This window comes from Asticcacaulis sp. P4_H10 (assembly GCF_056400965.1).
In genome coordinates this window covers 315,108-337,260 of sequence record NZ_JBFUKH010000008.1, presented here as the reverse complement: position 1 = coordinate 337,260, position 22,153 = coordinate 315,108, and the positions used below count along the sequence as shown (strand labels likewise).

General features: G+C 60.9%; 28 protein-coding genes and 1 tRNA gene. 25 read left to right on the top strand and 4 right to left on the bottom strand.

The window, feature by feature from the left end; all coding sequences use genetic code 11:
- From hemA to AC1DON_RS16260, 15 genes are all read left to right on the top strand, one after another.
- On the top strand, positions 1 to 775 hold a 775-nt coding region (gene hemA, locus AC1DON_RS16330; protein ID WP_476935866.1), incomplete at its 5' end, for a 5-aminolevulinate synthase.
- Between the two features lie 16 nt (positions 776 to 791).
- Entirely contained in the window at positions 792 to 1,130 is a 339-nt protein-coding gene (locus AC1DON_RS16325; protein WP_476935865.1) for a VOC family protein, read from the top strand.
- Between the two features lie 235 nt (positions 1,131 to 1,365).
- Positions 1,366 to 1,569: a DUF6898 family protein gene (locus AC1DON_RS16320; RefSeq protein WP_476935864.1), complete on the top strand. Its 204-nt coding sequence runs from the start codon at positions 1,366 to 1,368 to the stop codon at positions 1,567 to 1,569.
- Between the two features lie 78 nt (positions 1,570 to 1,647).
- Positions 1,648 to 2,952 carry a serine hydroxymethyltransferase gene (glyA, locus tag AC1DON_RS16315; RefSeq protein ID WP_476935863.1) on the top strand — a complete coding sequence of 435 codons (1,305 nt, stop codon included), beginning with the start codon at positions 1,648 to 1,650 and terminating at the stop codon, positions 2,950 to 2,952.
- A 4-nt stretch (positions 2,953 to 2,956) separates the two neighbouring features.
- Positions 2,957 to 3,484, top strand: coding sequence for a transcriptional regulator NrdR (gene nrdR, locus AC1DON_RS16310; protein ID WP_209717334.1), 528 nt, complete (start codon positions 2,957 to 2,959; stop codon positions 3,482 to 3,484).
- Positions 3,484 to 4,134, top strand: a complete 651-nt coding sequence (locus AC1DON_RS16305; protein ID WP_476935862.1) for a RibD family protein — start codon at positions 3,484 to 3,486, stop codon at positions 4,132 to 4,134. The genes nrdR and AC1DON_RS16305 overlap by 1 nt, the downstream gene beginning before the upstream one ends.
- Before the next feature lie 9 nt (positions 4,135 to 4,143).
- On the top strand, positions 4,144 to 4,755 hold the full coding sequence (locus AC1DON_RS16300; RefSeq protein WP_476935861.1) for a riboflavin synthase: 612 nt from the start codon (positions 4,144 to 4,146) through the stop codon (positions 4,753 to 4,755).
- Complete coding sequence (gene ribB, locus AC1DON_RS16295) at positions 4,752 to 5,879, top strand: 3,4-dihydroxy-2-butanone-4-phosphate synthase (RefSeq protein WP_476935860.1); 1,128 nt, start codon at positions 4,752 to 4,754, stop codon at positions 5,877 to 5,879. The genes AC1DON_RS16300 and ribB overlap by 4 nt, the downstream gene beginning before the upstream one ends.
- A gap of 143 nt (positions 5,880 to 6,022) precedes the next feature.
- Entirely contained in the window at positions 6,023 to 6,496 is a 474-nt protein-coding gene (gene ribH / locus AC1DON_RS16290; protein ID WP_476935859.1) for a 6,7-dimethyl-8-ribityllumazine synthase, read from the top strand.
- Positions 6,497 to 6,518: 22 nt separating this feature from the next.
- Entirely contained in the window at positions 6,519 to 7,055 is a 537-nt protein-coding gene (gene nusB / locus AC1DON_RS16285) for a transcription antitermination factor NusB (protein ID WP_476935877.1), read from the top strand.
- Positions 7,056 to 7,173: 118 nt separating this feature from the next.
- Positions 7,174 to 8,148 (top strand): thiamine-phosphate kinase, encoded by a 975-nt coding sequence (gene thiL, locus AC1DON_RS16280; protein WP_476935858.1) that lies wholly within the window; start codon positions 7,174 to 7,176, stop codon positions 8,146 to 8,148.
- Positions 8,149 to 8,267: 119 nt separating this feature from the next.
- Positions 8,268 to 8,825 carry a glycine zipper 2TM domain-containing protein gene (locus AC1DON_RS16275; RefSeq protein WP_476935857.1) on the top strand — a complete coding sequence of 186 codons (558 nt, stop codon included), beginning with the start codon at positions 8,268 to 8,270 and terminating at the stop codon, positions 8,823 to 8,825.
- Positions 8,826 to 9,079: 254 nt separating this feature from the next.
- Positions 9,080 to 9,556: a hypothetical protein gene (locus tag AC1DON_RS16270; protein ID WP_476935856.1), complete on the top strand. Its 477-nt coding sequence runs from the start codon at positions 9,080 to 9,082 to the stop codon at positions 9,554 to 9,556.
- A 93-nt stretch (positions 9,557 to 9,649) separates the two neighbouring features.
- The gene (locus AC1DON_RS16265; protein ID WP_476935855.1) at positions 9,650 to 10,057 is read left to right on the top strand and encodes a hypothetical protein; all 408 of its coding nucleotides are present in this window, start codon (positions 9,650 to 9,652) and stop codon (positions 10,055 to 10,057) included.
- Positions 10,058 to 10,442: 385 nt separating this feature from the next.
- The gene (locus AC1DON_RS16260) at positions 10,443 to 12,593 is read left to right on the top strand and encodes a sodium-translocating pyrophosphatase (protein WP_476935854.1); all 2,151 of its coding nucleotides are present in this window, start codon (positions 10,443 to 10,445) and stop codon (positions 12,591 to 12,593) included.
- Positions 12,594 to 12,741: 148 nt separating this feature from the next.
- Here AC1DON_RS16260 and AC1DON_RS16255 read toward each other — a convergent pair whose 3' ends face one another.
- Complete coding sequence (locus AC1DON_RS16255; protein WP_476935853.1) at positions 12,742 to 13,245, bottom strand: outer membrane protein assembly factor BamE; 504 nt, start codon at positions 13,243 to 13,245, stop codon at positions 12,742 to 12,744.
- Positions 13,246 to 13,390: 145 nt separating this feature from the next.
- Here AC1DON_RS16255 and AC1DON_RS16250 point away from each other — a divergent pair, with 145 nt between their 5' ends.
- From AC1DON_RS16250 to AC1DON_RS16220, 7 genes are all read left to right on the top strand, one after another.
- Positions 13,391 to 14,029, top strand: a complete 639-nt coding sequence (locus tag AC1DON_RS16250; RefSeq protein WP_476935852.1) for a ubiquinol-cytochrome C chaperone family protein — start codon at positions 13,391 to 13,393, stop codon at positions 14,027 to 14,029.
- A 12-nt stretch (positions 14,030 to 14,041) separates the two neighbouring features.
- Positions 14,042 to 14,584 (top strand): YceD family protein, encoded by a 543-nt coding sequence (locus tag AC1DON_RS16245; protein WP_476935851.1) that lies wholly within the window; start codon positions 14,042 to 14,044, stop codon positions 14,582 to 14,584.
- A gap of 165 nt (positions 14,585 to 14,749) precedes the next feature.
- Entirely contained in the window at positions 14,750 to 15,895 is a 1,146-nt protein-coding gene (gene plsX, locus AC1DON_RS16240; protein ID WP_476935850.1) for a phosphate acyltransferase PlsX, read from the top strand.
- A gap of 3 nt (positions 15,896 to 15,898) precedes the next feature.
- A complete protein-coding gene (locus tag AC1DON_RS16235; protein ID WP_476935849.1) occupies positions 15,899 to 16,879 on the top strand; it encodes a beta-ketoacyl-ACP synthase III in 981 nt (326 codons plus the stop codon).
- Positions 16,880 to 17,244: 365 nt separating this feature from the next.
- Entirely contained in the window at positions 17,245 to 17,547 is a 303-nt protein-coding gene (locus AC1DON_RS16230) for an integration host factor subunit alpha (RefSeq protein ID WP_476935848.1), read from the top strand.
- Positions 17,548 to 17,573: 26 nt separating this feature from the next.
- Positions 17,574 to 18,098, top strand: coding sequence for a MerR family transcriptional regulator (locus AC1DON_RS16225; RefSeq protein ID WP_476935847.1), 525 nt, complete (start codon positions 17,574 to 17,576; stop codon positions 18,096 to 18,098).
- Positions 18,099 to 18,216: 118 nt separating this feature from the next.
- Positions 18,217 to 18,293, top strand: a tRNA-Pro gene (locus AC1DON_RS16220).
- Positions 18,294 to 18,362: 69 nt separating this feature from the next.
- On the opposite strand, the gene AC1DON_RS16215 is transcribed toward AC1DON_RS16220, so the two are convergent.
- The gene (locus AC1DON_RS16215) at positions 18,363 to 19,388 is read right to left on the bottom strand and encodes a hypothetical protein (RefSeq protein WP_476935846.1); all 1,026 of its coding nucleotides are present in this window, start codon (positions 19,386 to 19,388) and stop codon (positions 18,363 to 18,365) included.
- A 191-nt stretch (positions 19,389 to 19,579) separates the two neighbouring features.
- On the opposite strand from AC1DON_RS16215, the gene AC1DON_RS16210 reads away from it, so the two are divergent.
- The 3 genes from AC1DON_RS16210 to AC1DON_RS16200 all read left to right on the top strand — a co-directional run bounded on the left by AC1DON_RS16210 (position 19,580) and on the right by AC1DON_RS16200 (position 21,428).
- Positions 19,580 to 20,158 carry a hypothetical protein gene (locus AC1DON_RS16210; RefSeq protein WP_476935845.1) on the top strand — a complete coding sequence of 193 codons (579 nt, stop codon included), beginning with the start codon at positions 19,580 to 19,582 and terminating at the stop codon, positions 20,156 to 20,158.
- Between the two features lie 8 nt (positions 20,159 to 20,166).
- Positions 20,167 to 20,433, top strand: a complete 267-nt coding sequence (locus tag AC1DON_RS16205; protein WP_476935844.1) for a hypothetical protein — start codon at positions 20,167 to 20,169, stop codon at positions 20,431 to 20,433.
- A gap of 68 nt (positions 20,434 to 20,501) precedes the next feature.
- Entirely contained in the window at positions 20,502 to 21,428 is a 927-nt protein-coding gene (locus AC1DON_RS16200; protein WP_476935843.1) for a glycine-rich domain-containing protein, read from the top strand.
- Positions 21,429 to 21,437: 9 nt separating this feature from the next.
- Here the strand turns inward: AC1DON_RS16200 and AC1DON_RS16195 are convergent, their stop codons facing one another.
- Together AC1DON_RS16195 and AC1DON_RS16190 are read right to left on the bottom strand one after the other, a co-directional pair.
- Positions 21,438 to 21,674 carry a DUF2842 domain-containing protein gene (locus AC1DON_RS16195; protein ID WP_476935842.1) on the bottom strand — a complete coding sequence of 79 codons (237 nt, stop codon included), beginning with the start codon at positions 21,672 to 21,674 and terminating at the stop codon, positions 21,438 to 21,440.
- Positions 21,674 to 21,931 carry a transglycosylase gene (locus tag AC1DON_RS16190; RefSeq protein ID WP_476935841.1) on the bottom strand — a complete coding sequence of 86 codons (258 nt, stop codon included), beginning with the start codon at positions 21,929 to 21,931 and terminating at the stop codon, positions 21,674 to 21,676. Before AC1DON_RS16190 ends, AC1DON_RS16195 begins: the two co-directional genes overlap by 1 nt.
- Positions 21,932 to 22,153 lie beyond the last annotated feature (222 nt).

Sequence of the window (22,153 nt, the reverse complement as noted above, 5' to 3'; positions counted from 1 at the left end):
CAACGGCCGTGGCGAGCGCAAGGTTTTCCGCCACAACGATCTCGCGCACCTCGAAGAACTGCTGCAGGCCGCACCCGCCAATGCGCCGAAGCTGATTGCGTTCGAGTCGGTCTATTCGATGGACGGCGACATTGCCGATATCCGCGGTACGATCGACCTCGCCAAGAAGTACGGCTGCCTGACCTATATCGACGAAGTCCACGCGGTTGGCCTCTACGGCCTGCGCGGCGCCGGCGTTGCCGAGCGCGACGGCTTGATGGGTGAGATCGACATTATCGAAGGCACGCTGGGCAAGGCATTCGGCATGATGGGCGGTTATATCGCCGCCAAGTCGGTGGTCATCGACGCCATCCGTTCGTGGGCGTCGGGCTTCATCTTCACGACGTCGCTGCCGCCGGCGGTGATGGCCGGTGCAGCGGCTTCCGTTCGCTGGCTGAAGGATCATAACGAAAAGCGCATCCAGCACCAGGAACGCGCCCAGACCCTGATGAAGCGTTTCAAGGCGGTCGGCATTCCGGTCTTCCCATCGGAATCGCATATCGTTCCCGTGCTGGTCGGTCATGCCAAGCATTGCAAGATGATCTCGGACATCCTGTTGAACGATCATGGTATCTACGTCCAGCCGATCAACTATCCGACCGTGCCTAAGGGCACCGAGCGCCTGCGCTTTACGCCGTCGCCGGACCATACGGATGAGATGATGGACCATCTGGTCGGCGCTATGGACAAGCTGTGGACGCACTGCAATGTCGCGCGCCTGCCGGGCGTGGCCTGATCAAGAGGTATGCGTCATGAGCCTTCGCCTGACGCATATCATCTACTTTACCGACAATATGGACGGCATGACCATCTTCTATCGCGATGTGTTGGGCCTGGCAGTTCTTGCCGATCATGGCGACTGGCGTGAGCTTGATGCAGGTGGTTGCGTGATCGCGCTGCACGCCGGCGCCAAGGGCAAGCCCAACGGCCATAATCCCAAGCTCTCCTTTCATGCCGACGATGTCGCAGGCGTTCGGGACGAGTTGATCGCCAAGGGCGTTCCCATGGGCAAGCTGTGGGCGTCGCCTGACATTACCTTCTCGCAAGGGGCAGACCCCGACGGCAACGCGTTCAATATCTCAAGCCGTTGAGGGCTTTTCCTCCCTCTCCGCCCCACGAAGTGGGGACCGCCAGGGAAAGCGCAGCGGTGGAGGGTATTTTCTGACCTTTATACCCCTCCGTCGTTTGCTAACGCAAACGCCACATCCCCACCGCCTGCGGCGCTAGGGAGGAGGGAGAGGGTTGAACCGCCGTAGGCGACGCGTGATTCTGCGTTACCTGTAGCGGGGAGTTGGCGAAATCCCCCGATTCAGCTATTCTGCTGCCATGTCCGAAATCTATCTCGAACTCCAGCGCAACGGTAACTTCCTGCGATGCACGGCTGTCGATGCCGATACCGGCGAGGAAGCCATTGCCATTGGCCCGGTCAACGATCCAGAAGCCGTCAAACGCCTGGCCGTCCAGAAACTGCGCAACAAGCTGAACGGCGGGCCGCCGACGCCTCCGCGCAAGCCGGGAATAAGCGTTTAAAGGGTTGCCCTGTCGGGTCCGAAGGCGTAAACGCTGCCTCATCCTCCCTTTCCATTCTTGCCAACAGGATTCCCCGTCTTGAACGCTCCCGCGAACGCTTCCGCTTTTACCCCCAAAGGCTTCTTCCACAGCGACCTGGCTACGGCCGATTCGGAAATCCTGAAGGCCATCAAGGGCGAACTGCACCGCCAGCAGGACGAGATCGAACTGATCGCGTCGGAAAACATCGTCTCCAAAGCCGTCCTCGAAGCGCAAGGCTCGGTCCTGACCAACAAGTACGCCGAAGGCTATCCTGGCCGCCGTTACTATGGTGGCTGCGAGTACGTCGATGAGGTCGAAAAGCTGGCCATCGAACGCGCCAAGACCCTGTTCAACTGCGCCTATGCCAACGTCCAGCCGCACTCCGGCGCCAATGCCAACCAGGCGGTCTTCTTCACCCTGCTGCAGCCGGGCGACACCTATATGGGCATGGACCTGGCCTGCGGCGGTCACCTGACGCACGGTTCACCCGCCAACCAGTCGGGCAAGTGGTTCAACGTCGTGCCCTACGGCGTGACGCAAGGCGACAATGTCATCGACTACGACCAGGTCGCCGACTTGGCCAAGAAGAACAAGCCAAAGCTGATCATTGCCGGCGCGTCCAACTATCCGCGCCACATCGATTTCAAGCGTTTCCGTGAGATCGCCGATTCGGTTGGCGCCTACCTGTTCGTCGACATGGCCCACTATGCCGGCCTGGTCGCCGGTGGCGTCTATCCGGACCCGCTGCCGCACGCCCACGTCGTCACCACAACAACGCACAAGACCCTGCGCGGTCCGCGCGGCGGCATGATCCTGTCGAACGATACGGACCTCGGCAAGAAGATCAACTCGGCCGTCTTCCCCGGCCTGCAGGGCGGGCCCTTGATGCACGTCATCGCTGCCAAGGCCGTGTCGTTCGGCGAAGCGCTGCAGCCCGAGTTCAAGGCCTATGCCCACCAGGTCGTTGCCAATGCCCGCGTCTTGGCGGCTACCCTCATCGAGCGCGGCCTGGCCATCGTCACCGGCGGCACCGACAGCCACGTCATGTCGGTCGACCTGCGCCCCAAGGGCCAGACCGGCAAGGCGACGGAAGCGGCGCTGGAAGCCGCCTTCATCACCTGCAATAAGAACGGCATTCCGTTCGACCCGCAGCCCTTCACCATCACCTCGGGTGTCCGTCTCGGCACGCCGGCAGGCACGACGCGCGGCTTCACCGAAGCCGAGTTCCGCATCATCGGCAACCTGATCGCCGACGTTGTCGACGGCATGAAGTCGAACAGCGGTTCGCCGGACGAAGCCGTCCAGGCCGAGGTCCGCGCCAAGGTGAAAGCCCTGACGGCGCAGTTCCCGATTTACGGCTAAGACGATGCGCTGCCCGTTCTGCGGAAATCTCGAGACCCAGGTGAAGGATTCGCGGCCGTCGGAAGATGGCGCCGCGATCCGTCGCCGGCGGTCGTGCCCGGAATGCGGCGGCCGTTTCACGACGTTCGAGCGCGTACAGTTGCGCGAACTGATGATCGTCAAGCGTTCCGGCCGGCGCACGCCGTTCGACCGCACAAAGCTGGAACGCTCCGTCTCGATTGCGCTGCGCAAGCGGCCGATCGAGCAGGAGCGCATCGACCGCATGGTGTCGGGCATCGTCCGTCAGCTGGAAAGCATGGGCGAGACCGATATCCCGTCCGAAGCCGTTGGCGAACTGGTCATGAAGGCGCTGCGGACGCTCGATGTCGTTGCCTATGTCCGCTATGCCAGCGTCTATCGCGATTTCCGCGAAACGTCTGACTTTGCGCGCTTTCTCGGCGACGAAGGCCTGAGCAATGATGTCCTCGATGATCCGCACGACATACGGCGCGGTTTAGGCGAACAAGACCTGTCACCGACTGACGACGCCTAGTGGCCCGGCCCTCCATTACCCTAAAACTCGCAACCACGCTCGACGGCAAGATCGCCACGGCCGGCGGCGTGTCGCGCTGGATTACGGGTGAGCCGGCGCGCAGCGTTGTCCATGAACTGCGCAGCGCGCACGACGCCGTGCTGGTCGGCATCGAGACGGCGATAGCCGACGATCCGGAACTGACCGTTCGCCTGCCGAACTACGAAGGCTATCAGCCGACGCGCGTTGTGCTCGATTCACGTGGGCGCCTGCCGCTGAACTCCAAACTGGCCCAGACCGCGCGCATCATCCCGACATGGGTGGTCACGACCGTCGACCTGCCGGGAGAAATGCTGGCGGCGCAGGTCAAGGCCATCAAGGTGCCGACAAAGCATCAGCGCGTCGATCTGGTGGCGGCGCTCGATGCTCTGTCGAAAGCCGGCATCGAGAGCCTGTTTGTCGAAGGCGGCGGTGTGATTGCCACGGCTTTTCTGCAGGCCGGACTGGTCGATCGCCTTGAATGGTTCCGCGCACCCACCATAATGGGGGGAGACGGACGGCCGGTCATCGGCCATCTCAATGTAACGGACCTGGGGCAGATGTACCGCTTCGACCGCCTTGCCGTACAGACGGTGGGTGATGACCTCTGGGAAAGTTACGAATTAAGTTAAGAGGCAGAAGTGTTTACCGGCATTATCTCAAGCATGGGCACAATTGCGGCGTTGGAGCGGTCTGATGCCGGCGCGCATTTCATCATGCGGGTCGATTTCGACCTGTCCGACGTCGCGCTGGGCGCTTCGATCAGCCACGCCGGCTGCTGCCTGACCGTGGTGTCGAAGACGGCCAATACCTATCGTTTGGATGTGTCGAATGAGACGCTCAACGTCACCAATCTCGGTACGTGGCGCGAAGGTCAGTTGGTCAATCTGGAACGGGCGCTGAAGATCGGCGACGAACTGGGCGGACATATCGTCTCCGGCCACGTTGACGGCCTGGCGGAACTGCTCAGCGTCAAAGGAGACGGCGACAGCTATCGCCTGAAGTTCCGCGCGCCTAATCCGCTGCACCGTTTCATCGCGCCCAAGGGCTCGGTGGCGCTCGATGGCATTTCGCTGACCATCAATGAGGTCGAAGGGGACACCTTCGGCGTCAATATCATCCCGCACACCTGGACGCACACCACATTGTCGCAGACGCAAGTCGGTGGCTTCGTTAATCTTGAAGTCGATCGCCTTGCGCGTTATGCCGCGCGGTGGTTCGAAACGGAACCAGCAGTAAAGTCGAGCCTATGAGTTTGAACGCCATCCCCAACGATCCGGAATCACCTGTCTCCGCCATCGAAGACATCCTAGAGGATGCCCGCAATGGCCGGCCCTATATCCTGATCGACGCCGAGGATCGTGAGAATGAAGGCGACGTCATCATTCCAGCCCAGATGGCGACGCCTGATATCATCAATTTCATGGCGCGACATGCGCGTGGACTGGTCTGCCTGGCAATCACCAGTGAGCGCGCCAAGCAACTGCGCCTGCCGCCGATGGTGCATGATAATGGTGCGCGCAACGGCACAGCTTTCACGGTGTCGATCGAGGCGCTTGAGGGCATCTCCACCGGTATTTCCCCCAAGGACCGCGCCCACACGATTGCTGTCGCCATCGATGCCACCAAGGATTCGCGCGATCTGGTCAGCCCCGGTCACGTCTTTCCGCTGGTGGCGCGCGACGGCGGTGTTCTGGTTCGCACGGGGCACACCGAAGCGGCCGTCGATATTTCGCGCATGGCCGGCCTGGCGCCCGCCGGCGTGATCTGTGAAATCATCAATGATGACGGCTCGATGGCGCGTCTTCCGGACCTCATCAAGTTCGGCCAGCTGCATGGCCTGAAAATCGGCACGATCGCCGACCTGATCGCCTATCGCCGCCGCACCGAACGCTTTGTCGAGCGCGTGCTGGAGCGGCCGTTCGATAGCCAGTGGGGCGGCCAGTTCCGTCTCTATGTCTATCGCAATACCCTGGATGGCTCAGAGCATCTGGCCCTGGTCAAGCAATTGCCCCAGGCCGGAAAGCCGACCCTGGTGCGCATGCATCAGCTCGATATCGCGTCGGATGTGCTGGGCGGGCTGGGCGCTTCGATGCGCGCCAATTACGTCGAGCAGGCGATGCAGGTTCTGGCGGCACACGATGGTCCGGCGGTCATGGTGCTGCTGCGAGATCCGGACGCCAAGGTCCTGTCGAACCGTTTCGGCGCCGAAGACGGGCCGGGGCAGGGTGCGCGCGGCTTGCGCGACTACGGCGTCGGTGCGCAAATCCTGATCGATCTCGGTGTCCGCGAAATGATCGCCCTGTCGGCGACGCGGCCAAAGCCCGCCGCGCTCGAGGGCTACGGCCTGTCGATCATCGACTGGAAGACGCTTTAAGCCTGGTCACGCTTTTTATCCAGAAACCGCTGCACACTTTCTGGAAAGCGCTCTGAATAACGCATTCCAGATTTGACCTTCTTTTTTCGCCGATAAGGCGCTATTGAGCGTGCCTTATTCTAAAAAGCTTTAGGACCATCGCCTTGTCCCCAGAAAACCCGCTGCGCATCCTTATCGTCGAAAGCCGCTTTTACGACGACCTCTCCGACGAACTGCTGGCCGGAGCCCGGGACGCGCTTGAGGCCCACGGCATTGACTACGACGTCGTGACCGTGCCGGGTGCGTTTGAGCTGCCGGCCGCCATCGCCATGGCAGAAGACGCTGCGCATCGCCCGATGGGTGTCAAGTATGACGGCTATGTCGCGCTGGGTGTCGTCATTCGTGGCGAAACCACCCACTACGACTACGTCTGCAACGAATCGGCGCGCGGCCTGATGGAGCTGAGCTACACCCAGCGCCTGGCCATCGGCTACGGCGTGCTGACGGTCGAGGACGAAGACCAGGCCTGGGCGCGCGCCCGTCGTTCGGAAGGCGACAAGGGCGGCACGGTCGCCAATGTCTGCCTGAGCATGATCGAATTGCGCAAGTCGCTGCTGGAGGGTTCGGTCCGTGGTTGATCAACCGTCCGACGACAACGAAATCCGCAAGCCGACCAGCCTCAAGGCGGTCATCGAGCAACTGAACGCGCAAGAAAGCGCCCAGGAAGACGCACGTCCGTCCTCGGGTCTGACCAAAAAGCAGAAGCGCGCCCGCACCGTTGCGCGTCTGGTCCTGGTCCAGGCGCTCTATCAGATGGAACTGACCGGCGGTGGCGTCGAATCGGTCATCCGCGAGTTTTCCGACTACCGTTTCGAAGGCGATCTCGATGGCGAGCAACTGGCGGAGGCCGATGAGGCCTATTTCGCCGAGGGCGCACGCATGATCGTCAAGGAACAGGCGCCCATCGACCTGCTGATCTCGGACCGTCTGGCGGCCGGCTGGCGGATCGAGCGCCTTGATACGACGGTGCGCGCCATCCTGCGCGCCGGGACCTGGGAGCTGAAGTTCCGCAAGGACGTCGGCCTGGAAGTGATCATCAACGAATATGTCGAGATCGCCCGCGCCTTCTTCGGCGAGACCGAGGCGCGCTTCGTCAATGGCGCGCTGGATGGGATTGCCAAGGATGTTCGGCCGTAGTCAGGTGCCTGCCAAAAATGCATTAACTTCACGGGAAGTTTCACGGCTTAGCCGTTTCCCGCATTGATTTTTCGCCTGTTTGGATAAATAACGCATCTCCCCCAAGGGAGGGCACAACATGGCCGAACACGACGAATTCTCGATCATCGATCAGCTTTTCAAGCCGCTGGCCGGTTTGAGTCGCGAGGCGAGGGGACTGGTCGATGACGTTTCGGTCCTGCCCGCCGATGCTGCTCACGATATCGTCGTCAATACCGACGCGATTGTCGCTGGGGTCCATTTCTTCGAACACGATCCGCTCGACCTGGTGGCGCGCAAGCTGATGCGCGTCAACCTGTCCGACATCGTCGCTAAGGGCGCCAAGCCCTATGGCTATCAGTTGATCACCGCCTGGCCGCGCGGCACGACCTTTGCCGAAAAGCAGGATTTCGCGCGCGGGCTGAAGATCGAGCAGGACCGTTTCGGTCTCGACCTGTTCGGCGGCGATACCGTGTCGAGCTACGGACCCTTGCATGTCTCCATGACTATGTTCGGCAAGGTGCCGGCGGGCCGTGCCCTGTCGCGCACAGGGGCGCGTCCGGGCGACAAGGTGCTGGTTAGCGGCTATATCGGCCAGGCCTATCTGGGGCTCAAGGCGCTGGAAGGCCAGTTGATGGGCGTGTCGCACGACGACATGAACGAGTTGATGATGTCGTATCATCTGCCGGAAATCCGTGCCGATCTGGCGGTCTGCGTGCGCGACAATGCGCGCGCCTCGATGGACATATCGGACGGACTGCTGGCGGATGCCGACCATATGGCGCGCGCCAGCGGGCTGATGATCCGTATCGACCTCAACAAGGTGCCGACTTCGCTGACGGCGCGTGCGGCGATTGCCTCGGGGATCAGCCCGGTCGCCCTGGTCACGGGTGGGGATGACTATCAGATCCTGTGCACGGCCGACGAAGCTGGCGCCAAGGTACTGATGATGTCCGGCTTCTACGTCGTCGGCGACTGTATCGGCGTTTCGGAAGAGACCCCGGCTGGCGCAGAGCTGTGGGCTGACGGCCGGCGGATCGATGTAGAGACCATGGGCTATCGTCACCCTCTGTGACAAAGTGCACTTTAGCGAAACCTTACAAACGATTGACTGATTCCACCGGCGTGTAGAATTGCTGACGGCGTGACGCAGGCCTAGCGTCCTCTCCAGATACAACAAGAGGGATGCACATCATGGAAAAGACAGCAAAAATTGCTGCAGCCGTCGCCTTGGTCGCGGCTTTGGCCGTACCCGGCCTGGCCGTCGCACAGTCGCGTTATGAGGTCCGCAATTACGATGGCTACTGCTACATCAAGCAGACCGATGCCAAGCGCAATGGCCTGATCATCGGCGCCGTTGCCGGCGGCCTGCTGGGCAGCCAGGTTTCCAAGAATGAACGCGGCCTGGGCGCTGTGGTCGGCGCGGTCGTCGGTGGCGCAGTTGGCCAGAACATCGGCAAGAAGAGCGTCAAATGCTATAACGGCGAATACTTTGCCTATCAGGGCCGTTATTACGATCCGCCGCGGGGGCCGTCCGGTTATGTGCCGGTCTTCTACGAGCAGCGTCCGCCCAACAGCATGTATTCCGAGGTCTATTACGACCGCAACCGCCGCAACGGTCCGCCGCCCTACAGCTACCAGGACAACAACAACTGGCGCGACGGCTGGCGGGACAACCAAGGCCGCTGGCACGAAGGCAAGCCGCCACGTGGCTATCGTCAGGACCGCGACGGTTACTGGCATCGACGCTGATAGAACCGTTTGAAATGGTGAGAGAAAAGGGCTCCTGGACCGCAATGGCCAGGAGCTTTTTTATCTGAATTTCCGGAAATAAGGTGAGAAAATCATAAGACGCAGGGCTTGTCGGAATCTTACGGTTTGCTCATCGAATCCGCTGGCGGGCGAAATTGTCGCTCAAACGGAAATGGTTAATATCGGCATCATTAGGCGGGGAGCCCGGATTGCAGTCCTCATGACGTGACGGGCACATTTTATGGAGGTTACCGATGTTCAAAGCGTATCGATCCGTAGCCCTGGCCGGTGGTCTTGCCCTTGCCTGTGCTGCCCTGGCCCCGATGGCCGCAAATGCCCAGGATTACGGCCGTTATCAGGACGGTGATGTCTATGTCCATCATCGCGATAACCGTGGCTATCATCGTGATGATCGAGGCTACAACTGCCGTGAACGCCGCAATGATAATGCCGCAGGTGGTGCCGTGGCCGGTGCGATCGTCGGCGGCGCAGCGGGCGCGGTCCCCGGCGCCTTTGTTGGTGCGATTCTGGGCGGCGCGGTCGGCAGCGAAAGCACGCGCTGCTACTACCGCGACACCTACAGCTATTCGTACAATGACTACGACGACGACTATTATGACAATCGAAGCTACGAAGGCCGCCGCTACTACCGCGAGACGGACTATGGATATCGTGATCCTTATTACGAACGCCGCAGCGAGCGTCGGTACCAGCGCTACAACAACTGGTAAGTTGATATAGGTGTGATGCGACGAAGGCCGGTCCAGGTGACCGGCCTTTATCTTGTGTCAATCAATCTCGGCCATTCTGTTGGGATGCTGAAATTGATCCGATCTGCACTCGCTGCCCTTGTCCTATCCATGTGTGTCGCCGGCCCGGCCCTTGCCAATGGCGGCGAAGCCAAGGATGCTGCTGACCCGTCCGTCAAGCTTGCCTCGGTTGGTATTCCGGTCTTCGAAGGCCGCAATGTCGTCAACTATCTCTTCCTCAGCATCAAGATCAACCTGACGCCCAAGGCCGATCAAGGCAAGTTGCGCGACATGGAGCCCTATTTCCGCAACGCCCTGGTCCGCGCGGCGCATAAGACGTCGTTTGCCATGGCGGGACGCAACGACAAGCTGGACGAGCCGCGTTTCAAGGCCGTCATGAAGGCCGAGTTCCTCAAGGTCAGCGGAGCAGGGACGATTGAGTCGGTCGAAGTCGTGTCGCAAAGCCCGAAACAGCACCGCTGAGCGGTATTCCCTGCACATTGATGCGCAATTTATTATTGCGGCGCGTCAATTTTCAAAGTGTTGAAATACAATTTACTGCGCCGATGTCTTCTGCGCTGCAGCGCAATCTATTTCGCAGTTGCATTTTGCATAATGTCTAACACCGTTTTCTTGCCTTGAACTTATGGCGAAGTTTTGGCACTCTCCGGTCAGTCAAAAATAAGGGCCTGATTTTCAAGAGTGATTTGCAAGTGACTGTGTTCGACTTGCCGTGTCACTGGCAGGTAATCCCCGGATACATCCTAATCATTTGAGGCCAGCTTTTTTGATCCCGTAAACCGGGGACGAGGCTTTGCGACTGCTTAGCCGTTTGATCCCCAACTATAAAGAAATACAGGGGTTACAGATGAATTATGCTTTGGTGCTGGCCATCGTGGCCGGCATAGTCGGGCTGCTGTACGGCGTGGTGCAGACCATGTCGCTCATGAAGGCCAGTACGGGCAATGCCCGTATGCAGGAAATCGCTGCCGCCATCCAGGAAGGGGCCAGTGCCTACCTCAAGCGTCAATATACGACTATCGGTATCGTCGGCATCGTTATCTTCGCTGCTGCGTGGGTCTTTCTTGGTCAATGGTCGGCGATAGGATTTGCCATCGGCGCCGTTCTGTCGGGCGCGGCCGGGTACGCAGGCATGCTGGTTTCCGTCCGCGCCAATGTGCGAACGGCGCAGGCGGCTTCCGAAAGCCTGGCCAAGGGCCTTAACATGGCGTTTGGCGCGGGCGCAGTGACGGGCATGTTCGTCGCCGGTGGCGCGCTTGTCGGCGTTGCAGGTTACTATGCCTTGCTGACCCAGGGTCTGGGCCTTGCGGCCACGGATCGCACTGTCGTCAACGCCCTGGTGGCGCTGGGCTTCGGCGCCTCGCTGATCTCGATCTTCGCCCGTCTTGGAGGCGGTATCTTCACCAAGGGCGCCGACGTTGGCGGTGACATGGTGGGCAAGGTCGAAGCCGGTATCCCCGAGGATGACCCCCGTAACCCTGCCACCATCGCCGATAACGTCGGCGACAATGTCGGCGACTGCGCCGGCATGGCGGCCGACCTTTTTGAAACCTACGCCGTGACCATCGTTGCGACCATGGTTCTGGCGACCATCTTCTTTGCCGGTTCGCCATTGCTCGAAGCCATGCTCATGCTGCCTCTGGCCATCGGTGGAGCCTGTATCTTCACCTCGATCATCGGCACCTACTTCGTGTCGCTGGGCAAGTCCCAGGACATTATGGGCGCGCTCTACAAGGGCCTGATCGCCACCGGCATCCTGTCGGTCGCCGCGGTCGCGGGCGTCATCTATCAGTTCGTCGGCTTCGATACTGTCATCACCTATGCCGGCGCACCGCATGACTTCACCGGCATGACGCTGTTCTGGTGCGGCATGGTCGGCCTGGCTGTGACGGCGGGCTTCATCGTCGTGACGGAATATTACACTGGCACTGGCAAGCGTCCGGTCGTCTCGATCGCTCAGGCGTCGGTTACCGGTCACGGCACCAACGTCATCCAGGGCCTGGCCGTTTCTATGGAATCGACCGCCATTCCGGCGCTGATCATCGTTGCCGGCATCATCGGCTGCTACCTGCTGGCGGGCCTGTTCGGCATCGCCATTGCCACGACGACCATGCTGGCCCTGGCCGGTATGATCGTCGCGCTCGACGCGTTTGGTCCCGTCACCGACAATGCCGGCGGCATCGCCGAAATGTCGGGCCTGCCCAGTGAAGTGCGTCACACGACCGACGCACTCGACGCTGTCGGTAACACCACCAAGGCCGTCACCAAGGGCTATGCCATCGGTTCCGCCGGCCTCGGCGCCCTGGTGCTGTTCGCCGCCTATACGTCGGACCTCAAGTACTTTGCCGAGAACGCAACGCCCGGCAGCATCTTTGAAGGCATGGGCGCCTTGACCTTCTCACTGTCGAGCCCGTGGGTTGTTATCGGCCTGCTGATCGGTGGTCTCTTGCCCTACCTCTTTGGTGGCATGGGCATGACCGCCGTCGGCCGTGCGGCGCAAGCCGTCGTCGAGGAAGTCCGCCGTCAGTTCCGCGAGGACAAGGGCATCATGGCCGGCACCTCCAAGCCGAACTATGGCCGCGCCGTTGACATGCTGACCAAGGCCGCGATCCGGGAAATGATCGTCCCGTCGCTGCTGCCCGTCCTGTCGCCGGTCGTCCTGTTCGCTGTCGTCTACTATATCGGCGGCACGGTCGAAGCCTTCGAAGCCCTGGGCGCCATGCTGCTGGGTGTCATCGTGACCGGCATCTTCGTTGCCATCTCGATGACCTCGGGCGGCGGCGCGTGGGACAACGCCAAGAAGTCCTTCGAAGACGGCTTCGTCGACAAGGACGGCGTCAAGCACATGAAGGGCTCCGACGCGCACAAGGCGTCGGTGACCGGTGACACGGTCGGCGATCCTTACAAGGACACAGCCGGTCCGGCGATCAATCCAATGATCAAGATCACCAACATTGTCGCTCTGCTGATGCTGGCGGTCCTGGCCGGCGGTCACTGATCCGTTCGATTTGAAATGAGAGGGCCCCGCGAGCAGTCGCGGGGCTTTTCTATTGTGGACCAGCCTAACGCCTGGCCTCACTCAGAGCCCAGAAACAAAAAAGCCCCGGACAACATCCGGGGCTTTTTCTGAAACTGTGGAGTGGTTGCTATTCGCGGCGACGCTGTCTGCCGGGATCGCTGTCGCGGCTGTTGTCGATCTTTTGCTGGCCGACCGTACCGAGAACCTGTTCGAGCGCAGTGAGCGAACGGCCGCGAGTCGGAGTCTTTTCCTGAGTCGGCGTCAGCGCCCGGCCATCGGCCAGCGTCAGGGTCTTGACCGTGGCAACCGTCTTGGCGTCCTTGTCAAACTTGACGACCGTGACGTTGCGCGAGGTGACCTTGGGTTGCTTGTAGGTCATCTTCATCGACACCTGGTCGATATAGTACCACTCGGTCGGATCGTAGAGCGAGGTCTGCGATGGCGTGCCCAGCTTGTCGAGCACAGCGGCTTCGGTATCGCCGACAGCGATATCGGTTGCCGGATTGGCGTCGTATTGCAGATAACCGGTCTGCTTCAGGGTCGGCGCACAGGCGGTCATCGTCAGGAGCGCGCCCAGCGCTCCAAGAGCCACAACAGACTTGATTCCGAAAGTATGCGGACGCGGAGCCATGAAAATCCTTACACGTGGCGCGAAACCTGTTTGACCTATAACGAAATAGGGCTTACGGCAAGGGTAAGGCTGAAAGAAGGCCTGATACAAGGTATTTTTTCGCAGGCTTGCCACACAGAGCTGGCGACAGCCGCGGGGACGCCAGATGCAGTTCAATCTCGATCGCCTCAAAGCCTTTTTCCAGCCGCGCGCCGTTACGCGCACAGGGGAAAAGCTCTATGGCAGTTGCGTATCGCAGTCGCGTTTGCCGGTCTTTTATCTCGACTACGGTATCGAGGACGCCATCGGCGCGCGGTTTGAATTGCTGACATTTCATGTCGGCACTGTCATCCACACGCTGAAGGCGCTGCCCGCTGAAGACCGCCGCCGCGAGCAGGCACAGGACACCGCCCAGGCCTTGTTTGATGCCTTCCTGCTGGCGCTCGACAACACCCTGCGTGAGCAGGGGACGGGCGATCTCAGCGTAGCCAAGAAGATGAAGCCACTGGCCGAAACCATCTATACCCGCATGAAGCATTGGGAAGACCTGTGGGCCGCTTCGGCCGGGCGCGACGCGCAGGCGGCTTACGCCGCGCGGACCATCTTTGCGGGTGTAGGCTATGATGGCGAAGTGGCGGAGGGCGGCGCTGTTCCCGGGGCGGCTCTGGCATTTGCCGACTATATTGATGATATGCGCGCGGGGCTGTCGGTGGACGATATTCTCAGTGGCCGGATCGGCTGGCCAGAACCCCGGACCCTGGAAACCCAGGCTTTGGAAGCCGACGCTACCGCGCAGACCGCGTAAGAGAGACGAACGATGAGTGATTCCCAAATGGACGAAGGCCTGTGGTCGCATACGGTGCGGTTCGACGCGGCGCGGCGTGGCCTGACGCTTGAGCTGACGGCGGACGAAGTGACGCGGTCGAGGATCGCCGAATCGTTCGGCATGATTTCGTTGGATGCCTTGAAGATCCACGCCGAAACGCGCGCCCTGCCTGGCATGAAACCCATTGTGCGCGTCCATGTTAAGCTCGACGGCGACGTGACGCAGGAATGCGGCGTCAGCCTGGAGCCCTTCAGTCACGCCATTACCAGCGATATTGAAATCGACGTCATTCAGGCGGCCGACGTCACCGACGAGGTCACGCCAATCGGCGAAGGTGAGCTGAACCTCAATGATCTCGATGAGCCAGACGTCGTCGGTAACGGCCAGATCGATATTGGACAGTATGCTATCGAAGCCCTGGGCGAGGCCTACGATCCCTTCGCGCGCAAGCCCGGCGTGGTTTTCGAGGAGCCGGAAGCCGAGGTCGAACCGTCACCTTTTGCCGTCCTGGCCCAGCTGAAGCGGGATGAATAAGGTTAGTCCTGCAAACTGAGGCTTGCATGGTTGCGAACAAGCGTTATTTTCGCCTCAAAGACCGGCCTGTTCGCACCCTCGGACAGCGTACGGAAAGACTGTAACAGGGTTTGCCAGCTTTAACGGGGTTTGTATCCGTCCGTGTCGACACTTGTAGAAACTCCGTTGGATTCCTCTCAGCACAAGGGCGCGCCGAAAGATGCTCTGGTCATAGCGATTGACGCCATGGGCGGCGATCACGGCCCGGCCGTGACGGTCGCCGGCGCCGCGATTGCGTTGCGGACCAATGACCGGCTGTTCTTCCAGCTGCATGGCGACAGCGTGCTGATCGCGGCGGAGCTCGGCAAACATCCCGAATTGAAGGCGCGCAGCGTCGTGCGCCACACCGACCAGTCCATCGCTATGGACGAAAAACCGGCCCAGGCGATCCGCCGCCGCAACACCAGCCTGGCCAATGCCATCCACGCCGTGAAGGCGGGCGAAGCGGGGGCGGTGATTTCCGCCGGCAATACGGGCGCGCTGATGGCCCTGTCCAAGATGATTCTCAAAATGCTGACCCACGACCTCGAACGCCCGGCGATCGGCTGTTCATGGCCCAACCCGCACGGGTTTGGCACTGTTCTGGACGTCGGCGCCAATGTAACGTCGGATGCGCGCCAGCTGATCGAGTTTGCTCTGATGGGCGCGGCCTTCCACCGTGCGGTACGCGGCGTCGAAAAGCCGTCGATCGGCCTGCTCAATGTCGGCTCGGAAGACCTCAAGGGCCACGATGAGGTCCGTGAGGCGCACCGCCTGCTGCGCGCCAACGCCTTTGGCCTCAACTATCATGGCTTTGTCGAAGGCACGGACCTGTGCGAAGGCACGACCGACGTCGTCGTGACCGACGGCTTCACCGGCAATATCGCCCTGAAGACGGCCGAGGGCGCCGCGCGCTTCATGCAAGACATGCTGCGCACGGCCTTCAAGTCGTCGCTGCTGGCGATGATCGGCGGCATGCTGGCCAAGCCGGCTCTCAAAAAGACGTTGAAGCGCATCGATCCCGGCGAGTCCAATGGTGGACCTCTGTTGGGGCTGAACGGCATCGTCATCAAGAGCCATGGCGGCGCCGATGCCCGCTCATTCTCAAATGCCATCAAGGTCGGGGTCTCGCTGGCTGCCAGCAACTACCAGCAGGATCTGGCCAATTCGCTCTCGCAACTCACCGACCATCTCGCTGCCGCACAGGCAGCGAGCGAGGCCGGTCTTGCGGAAAGCACTCCGGCGACAGATATCAAGGGTCTCGCCCTGGCGGCGGACAAAAAGGTTTCGTAAGACATGCGCGTTTTGAGATCCGCCGTCACCGGTGTCGGCGGCTACCTGCCACCCAAGATCATGACCAACCACGACATGGCCAAGTTCGTGGACACGTCCGATGAATGGATCGTCGAGCGCACGGGCATCCGTCAGCGCCACATCATCGAGGATGGCGGCAAGACATCCGACCTGGCCGTTGAGGCGGCGAAGGTCGCCCTGGCCGCCGCCGGAAAGACGCCGGCCGATGTCGACATGATTGTGGTTGCGACCACGACGCCCGACATGCCGTTCCCGTCGACCGCTTCGATCGTCCAGCAGAAACTCGGCATTGCGCCGTGCCCGGCTTTCGACGTCCAGGCGGTGTGTTCGGGCTTCGTCTACGCTTTGGGGGTCGCCGATGGCTTTGTGGCGCGCGGCATGAGCCGCTGCGTGCTGGTCATCGGCGCCGAGGCCATGTCGAGGCTTCTGGACTATTCTGATCGCGGGACCTGCATCCTGTTCGGCGATGGCGCTGGCGCCGTCGTGCTTGAGCCCGTGGACGGCGAGGGCAACAATGCCGATACCGGCATTCTCGGCTTCGACCTGCGCTGCGACGGTACCAAGACCGATCTTCTCTATGTTGATGGCGGCATGTTCGAGAGCGAAAACCGCATCGGCAAGATCCGCATGCAGGGCAATCAGGTCTTCAAGCACGCGGTGCACAAGATTGCTCAAGCTATTGAAGCGGCGGTCGAAAAATCGAACCTGACGATCGACGACATCGACTGGTTCATCCCGCACCAGGCCAACCAGCGCATCCTGAACGGGGTCGCGGAACGCCTGGGCCTGGATGAGCACAAGGTGATCTCGACCGTGGCTTTCCACGCCAACACCTCGGCAGCGTCGATTCCGCTGGCCTGGTACGAAGGCGTCAAGGATGGCCGCATCAAGCCGGGCGATGTCGTGCTGATCGAGGCGCTGGGCGGCGGCCTGACCTGGGGCGCGGCAGCGATCCGGCTGTAGGGGCAGCGATATCCCGAAACAACGTTCGGCGTAGCCAAAAGTGTGTAGCGGTTTTCGGTTAGATATCGCGTTCTAAAAAAGTGAGTGCAGGTCGTCAGGTTACGGTTGCGCTTTGGGTCGCACAGGTCTGATTTCCTTGAGCTTCGCGCATAAGAAGCCCCAAGGCGTGGCATTTTTCCCCAGTCCGATGTTTTCTGTGACCAGTTGGGCTTAAGCCTTTGACGGTAGCTGGAATTTGCGCCATGGTGCCTGACAGGACATGGTGACATGTAGGCGACTCATGCTAAGCATGTCCTGCTTTTTGTTTTTCGCGCTTTTTGTCGAAAAGCGCTTCAGATGCCGATTAGAACAAGCCGGAGCTGACCATGAAAACGCAAACCCTGACGCGCGCTGAACTGTTCGAAGACGTCCATAACGAGTTGGGTTTGCCGCGCCAGGAATGCGCCGCCATCGTCGAGCGGACCCTGGACCTGGTCGTCGAGGCGCTTGAGCGCGGCGAAATGGTCAAGCTGTCAGGCTTCGGTGTCTTTCAGGTGCGCGAGAAGAACGCCCGTGTCGGCCGCAACCCCAAGACTGGCAAGCCCGCCGCGATCGATCCGCGTAAGGTCATTTCCTTCCGCGCGTCGCAGATCATGAAGGCCCGCGTCGACGCCGGCACCCACGAGTAATCTCAAGAGTTAGTGCGGGATTAGCCGTGAGCAAGGGCCCATTAGCCTTAAGAACGATTTCTGAAACCGCTGACCAGCTTGGCGTGCAGCAACATGTGCTGCGCTTCTGGGAAACCAAGTTTCCTTTCATCCGTCCGACCAAGCGCGCCGGCGGCCGCCGCTTTTACAGGCCGCAGGACATCGACATGCTGGTCGGGGTGAAGACCCTGCTGTACGATCGCGGCTATACCATCCGTGGCGTCCAGAAGCTGTTCAAGGATGAAGGCCAGAAGGCCATACTTGGCGCCAATGCCGCAGTTGCTGCCGGTGAGGGCGCCGTTGCGACGGAATCCGGCCTGATCATGGCGGAGGACGTCGCCGAGGCGGTCGCCGAAGCCGGCGGCACGGCCTATGCCTTCACACCGGCCGACCTGGCCTCGATGCAGAAGATGTCGCAGGAGACGCGCGACAAGTTTCTCGATATCGCCAAATCGCTGGAAGAAGCTCAGGAAGCCCTGGGTCGTCAGCTCGGCCGCAATGGCCGGGGCGTCAATCGCGGCAAGTTTTCCTGATATTTCCAGTCGTGGTGGAAAATTCCCGGAAAAGCTTATCCGGGGATTGCGGGGGCCGGTTTTCATCTCTATAAGCCGCATCCTTGCCGGTCACGGAACCGTGTCTGGCAGACAATGACGGAGCGTGGCGCAGCCTGGTAGCGCACTTGACTGGGGGTCAAGGGGTCGCAGGTTCGAATCCTGTCGCTCCGACCATTTACAAAGAAAAAGGCCGGATCCTTCAGGACCCGGCCTTTTTCTTTGGTGTGATTGAGTCCCCAGCCTTTACTGAGCGCCGTTGCCGGCGGCGGCGCGGATTTCCGTCTGCATCTTGGCCACGTCTTCTGACCAGTTGTAACGCAGGGCGACGGTGAGCGAATCATCGGCGCCGGCGATATCGCCCTTGAACACCAGGGCAACGCCGCGCCCGGCGTAGTACTTGCCGCGATCCTCGTCCGTCAGGTCATAGGTGGTGGTCAGTACCTTGTCGGCGAAGGCGATCAGTTGATCGAAGCGTTGAAGTTGCATCAGGGTGGCAAGATATTCCGACTGCAGGGCGTGGTCGTTGGGATACAGGGCCAGACCCTTGCCGAACGCGGCCAGCGCGCCTTCGAAATCGCCCTGCTCGTACTTTATCCAGCCGACCGTGTAGGCCAGGGCGCTATGGTTGAGGTTCGGCTGCTTGACCAGCGGCAGGTTGGCTGGGAAGCCTGTGTCGACGCCTTGGGCGCGCAGCGTGCTGAGCTGGAAGAACTGATAGTCGGTATAGGCGTTGATATGGTTGGCGTTACAAATTTCGGGGCGGATTTCGTAGGGCAGGAGGCCGTTGAACTGCGCCTGAAGCGCCGGCAGGATCGCCGCCTGGGTGGCCTTGTCGCCGGCGGTCATCGCCTTGAAGGCGTTGGCCAGATTAGGCGCCAGACCCTGTGACTGGGTGAAATAGGCGTCGCAGATCGGCGCACCGGCAGCACTGTCGATGGCCGCCATGCTGGCGACGGTCCGCTCGGCGGAAAAGACGCCTTCGGTCACCGACTGGTCCGAAGCCGTGGTAATCTTGCCGGAGTGTACCGAGGCGGGCTGGGCCTTCATGGCGATGGCCGGGGCGCCCGCTTTCATGGCCTCGAGCTGGCGCAGCCCCATCGACGTCGCCAGGCCATGCGGGCGCGGCATATCAACGGCTGCCGAGGATTGCGGCTGCGCCTGGCCGGGCAGGACATCAGCCATTGCCATTGGAGCCATGACGAGCGGCGCGGTGACGAGGAAGGCGGAGCCAAGACATGCGGATACGGCGAAGCGAAATTTCACGGACATATGTAACCCCCTAAATATTTGGCTCGTTAACCATTGTGGCATGAATACACGGAAAGCCAGTGGCGGCAACATCGGCGAACACGGTTTTTCATTGCCTGTGGCCCCGGTGCGACCTTCGGGAGCGGTGGATTAAGGCGAGCATACCCGTGTGGCCTGTGTTATGGTCCGCCGACTGTGATGGGAGGGGAATCATGCTCGGGATTTTGGCGGGACTTTTAAGCCTTGTGCTTGTGGCGGGCTCAGCCCTTGCCGCTGACCGGTCCGTTCCGCCGCCTATCCCGCCCGTCGATGCCCTGAGCGCGCCGCCGGTCACAGCACGGTTCGCCAAGACCTTCACGATAGGCGATCTCGACGCCACCTTCTCGCAAATTGGCCTGGGCGGCATGAAGAAGGCGCTGGGTGCTGGTACGGTCGCCAGCATCCAGGGCATGTCGTGGCTGTGCTACGATCTGCCAGCGGCTAAACAGCGCGTCTGGCTGTCATCGACCAGCGCGGCCGGGGCGATGGAGACCGTCACCGTCACGAAGATCGGTGCGCCGTCAGCGTCTTGCCCGGTCTTGCCTGCGAAGACTCAGGCGGTTGTCGTGGATGGCGGTATCCGCATCGGCATGACCCGGGCTGAACTGACCAAGCGCCTGGGGCAGCCATCGCGACAGATTGACACCTGGGCCGTCTATTCGGCGCAGCAGTCCGGCGGACGCCAGGGACTGGCGGTCCAGTTCGTCAACGACAAGGCAGCGTTCATCGCCATTACCCACCTCGATAAATAGAGGCGCACATGGACAGGATGGTCGTAATCGTCGGTGCGATACTGGCCTTCATGGCGGCCATTATTCTGTTTGCGTTTCTGAGCCGCAAGGCGGGGAGACCGCAAGGTGGCGGCGAAAGCAGCAGCGGGGCGTCGGACGGCTGGTTCTTTTCCACATTCACCTCGGACTCGTCCAGCGACGGCGCGAGCGGCGACACCTCCGACAGCGGTTCTGATAGCGGCGGTTCTGACAGCTCAAGCAGTTCGGACAGTTCGAGCAGCTCCGGCGGAGATTAGGTGTCACAGAACTGTCATACGTAAGTGGTATCTTCTGTAACAGGTAAAAACGAAACAGAGGAGACCGAATGCAGACTGACAAGGCCCTGTGGCAGGCCATAAACGCCTACGATATTGATGCCGCTGACGCGGCATTGCCCTTCAGCGGCCGGTTGGCGCGCGACAACGGATGGACCCGGGATTTTGCCCGCCGGGCCGTCGCCGAGTACGAGAGGTTCATCTACCTCGTCTGTATTTCCGGCAGCACATTAACGCCTTCCGAAGCGGTCGACAGCGTCTGGCACCTCCACCTGATCTACACACGCGACTACTGGGACCGTTTTTGCGGTGAAACGCTGAACCGCGACGTCCACCACGGTCCGACTGAAGGCGGGCAGGCGGAAGCGGACAAGTATCGCGACTGTTACGCACGAACGCTTGGACTCTATCGCGCCGAGTTCGGAACGGAGCCGCCGGGCGACATCTGGCCTGATGAAACACTCCGGTTCGCGCCACCCACCACGCAAACCATCGATAACCGAACATACGTCATCCTGCCCAAGCGGCAGGTTTTTTTATGTCTCGGCCTGGCGCCTGTCATGGCTCTGGCGGGATGCAAGGTGGTCGAGCAGTCGCCGATGCTGCCGTGGACAATCTTCGGGCTGTTGGTCGCGACGATCTTCACCCTGAACTTCGCCGCGATTAAGCGCTTCGGGACCGTCAACTATCTGATATCGGGCGGCTTGTTGAGCTTCACCGGCGCCTGGTTCTTCGGCAATGGCTGCGCGGCGATGCTGGCCAAGGGGTGGGGACTGCCGATCACGGCCGAAACCGGCCAGGCGGTCGTGGCGAGCCTTATCGCCAGCCTCTATACTTGGTTATACACCACGCAGAAGCCGCACACCGGATCCGGATGCAGCGGCGGCGGATGCGGTGGCAGCGGAGGATGTAGTGCCGGCGACGGCGGAAGTGGCTGCGGCAGCTCAGGTTGCGGTGGCGGCTGCGGAGGTGATTAAATGGAAAGGCTACTTCTTTTTCCGCTTCGACTTGTAGTCCTCGGACCACGAAATCAGCGGCAGGATGGGCACGCCCCACAGCGTGCCTGCCAGCCCGTAGAACAGCAGTTGCGCCCACAGCACCTGCGGCAGACGGCTGCCGATATCGCTGACGACAATGATATAGACGATCAGAAAAACGACGATCCCCAGGCAGGCTATGGCGCGGCGCTGGGGCAGGCTGAACTTGCGCGGTTTGTCGTCCATCAGCGGCGCTCGAAGGCCCGGGACAGGTGGAACATGCCCAGCAGGCCGGCGGCGCCCAGCAGCGATACCCACAGAATCGGCAGGAAATTGCTGCGGATCATTTCGGCCGATACCATGAAGAAGTTGAGCAGGCAGGCGCCGAAGATGCCGACAAACAGGTTGATGGGAAAGCTGAAGCGGCTTTTCGATAACAGGTTGGCGATCCAGCCGACGAGCAGACCCGCAAGACTGGCAAGGATGTAGTTTTCTGCGGTCATAGTTCCATCCTCTGATTCTTTTGCATGGAGCATAATGCGGTCAGTCGAACCGACATCATGCTCCAGATTTGCTTTGTCGCGATATTTTGCCAAAAACCGCTGCACACTTTTTGGCATATCGCTCTAATGCCTTGAAATCGCCGGAGCGCTGTGGGCAAATCGCGCCGTCTTGTCCCTTCGTTACCGTTTTCGGACGATAACAGCAAGACGGCCGTATGGCGG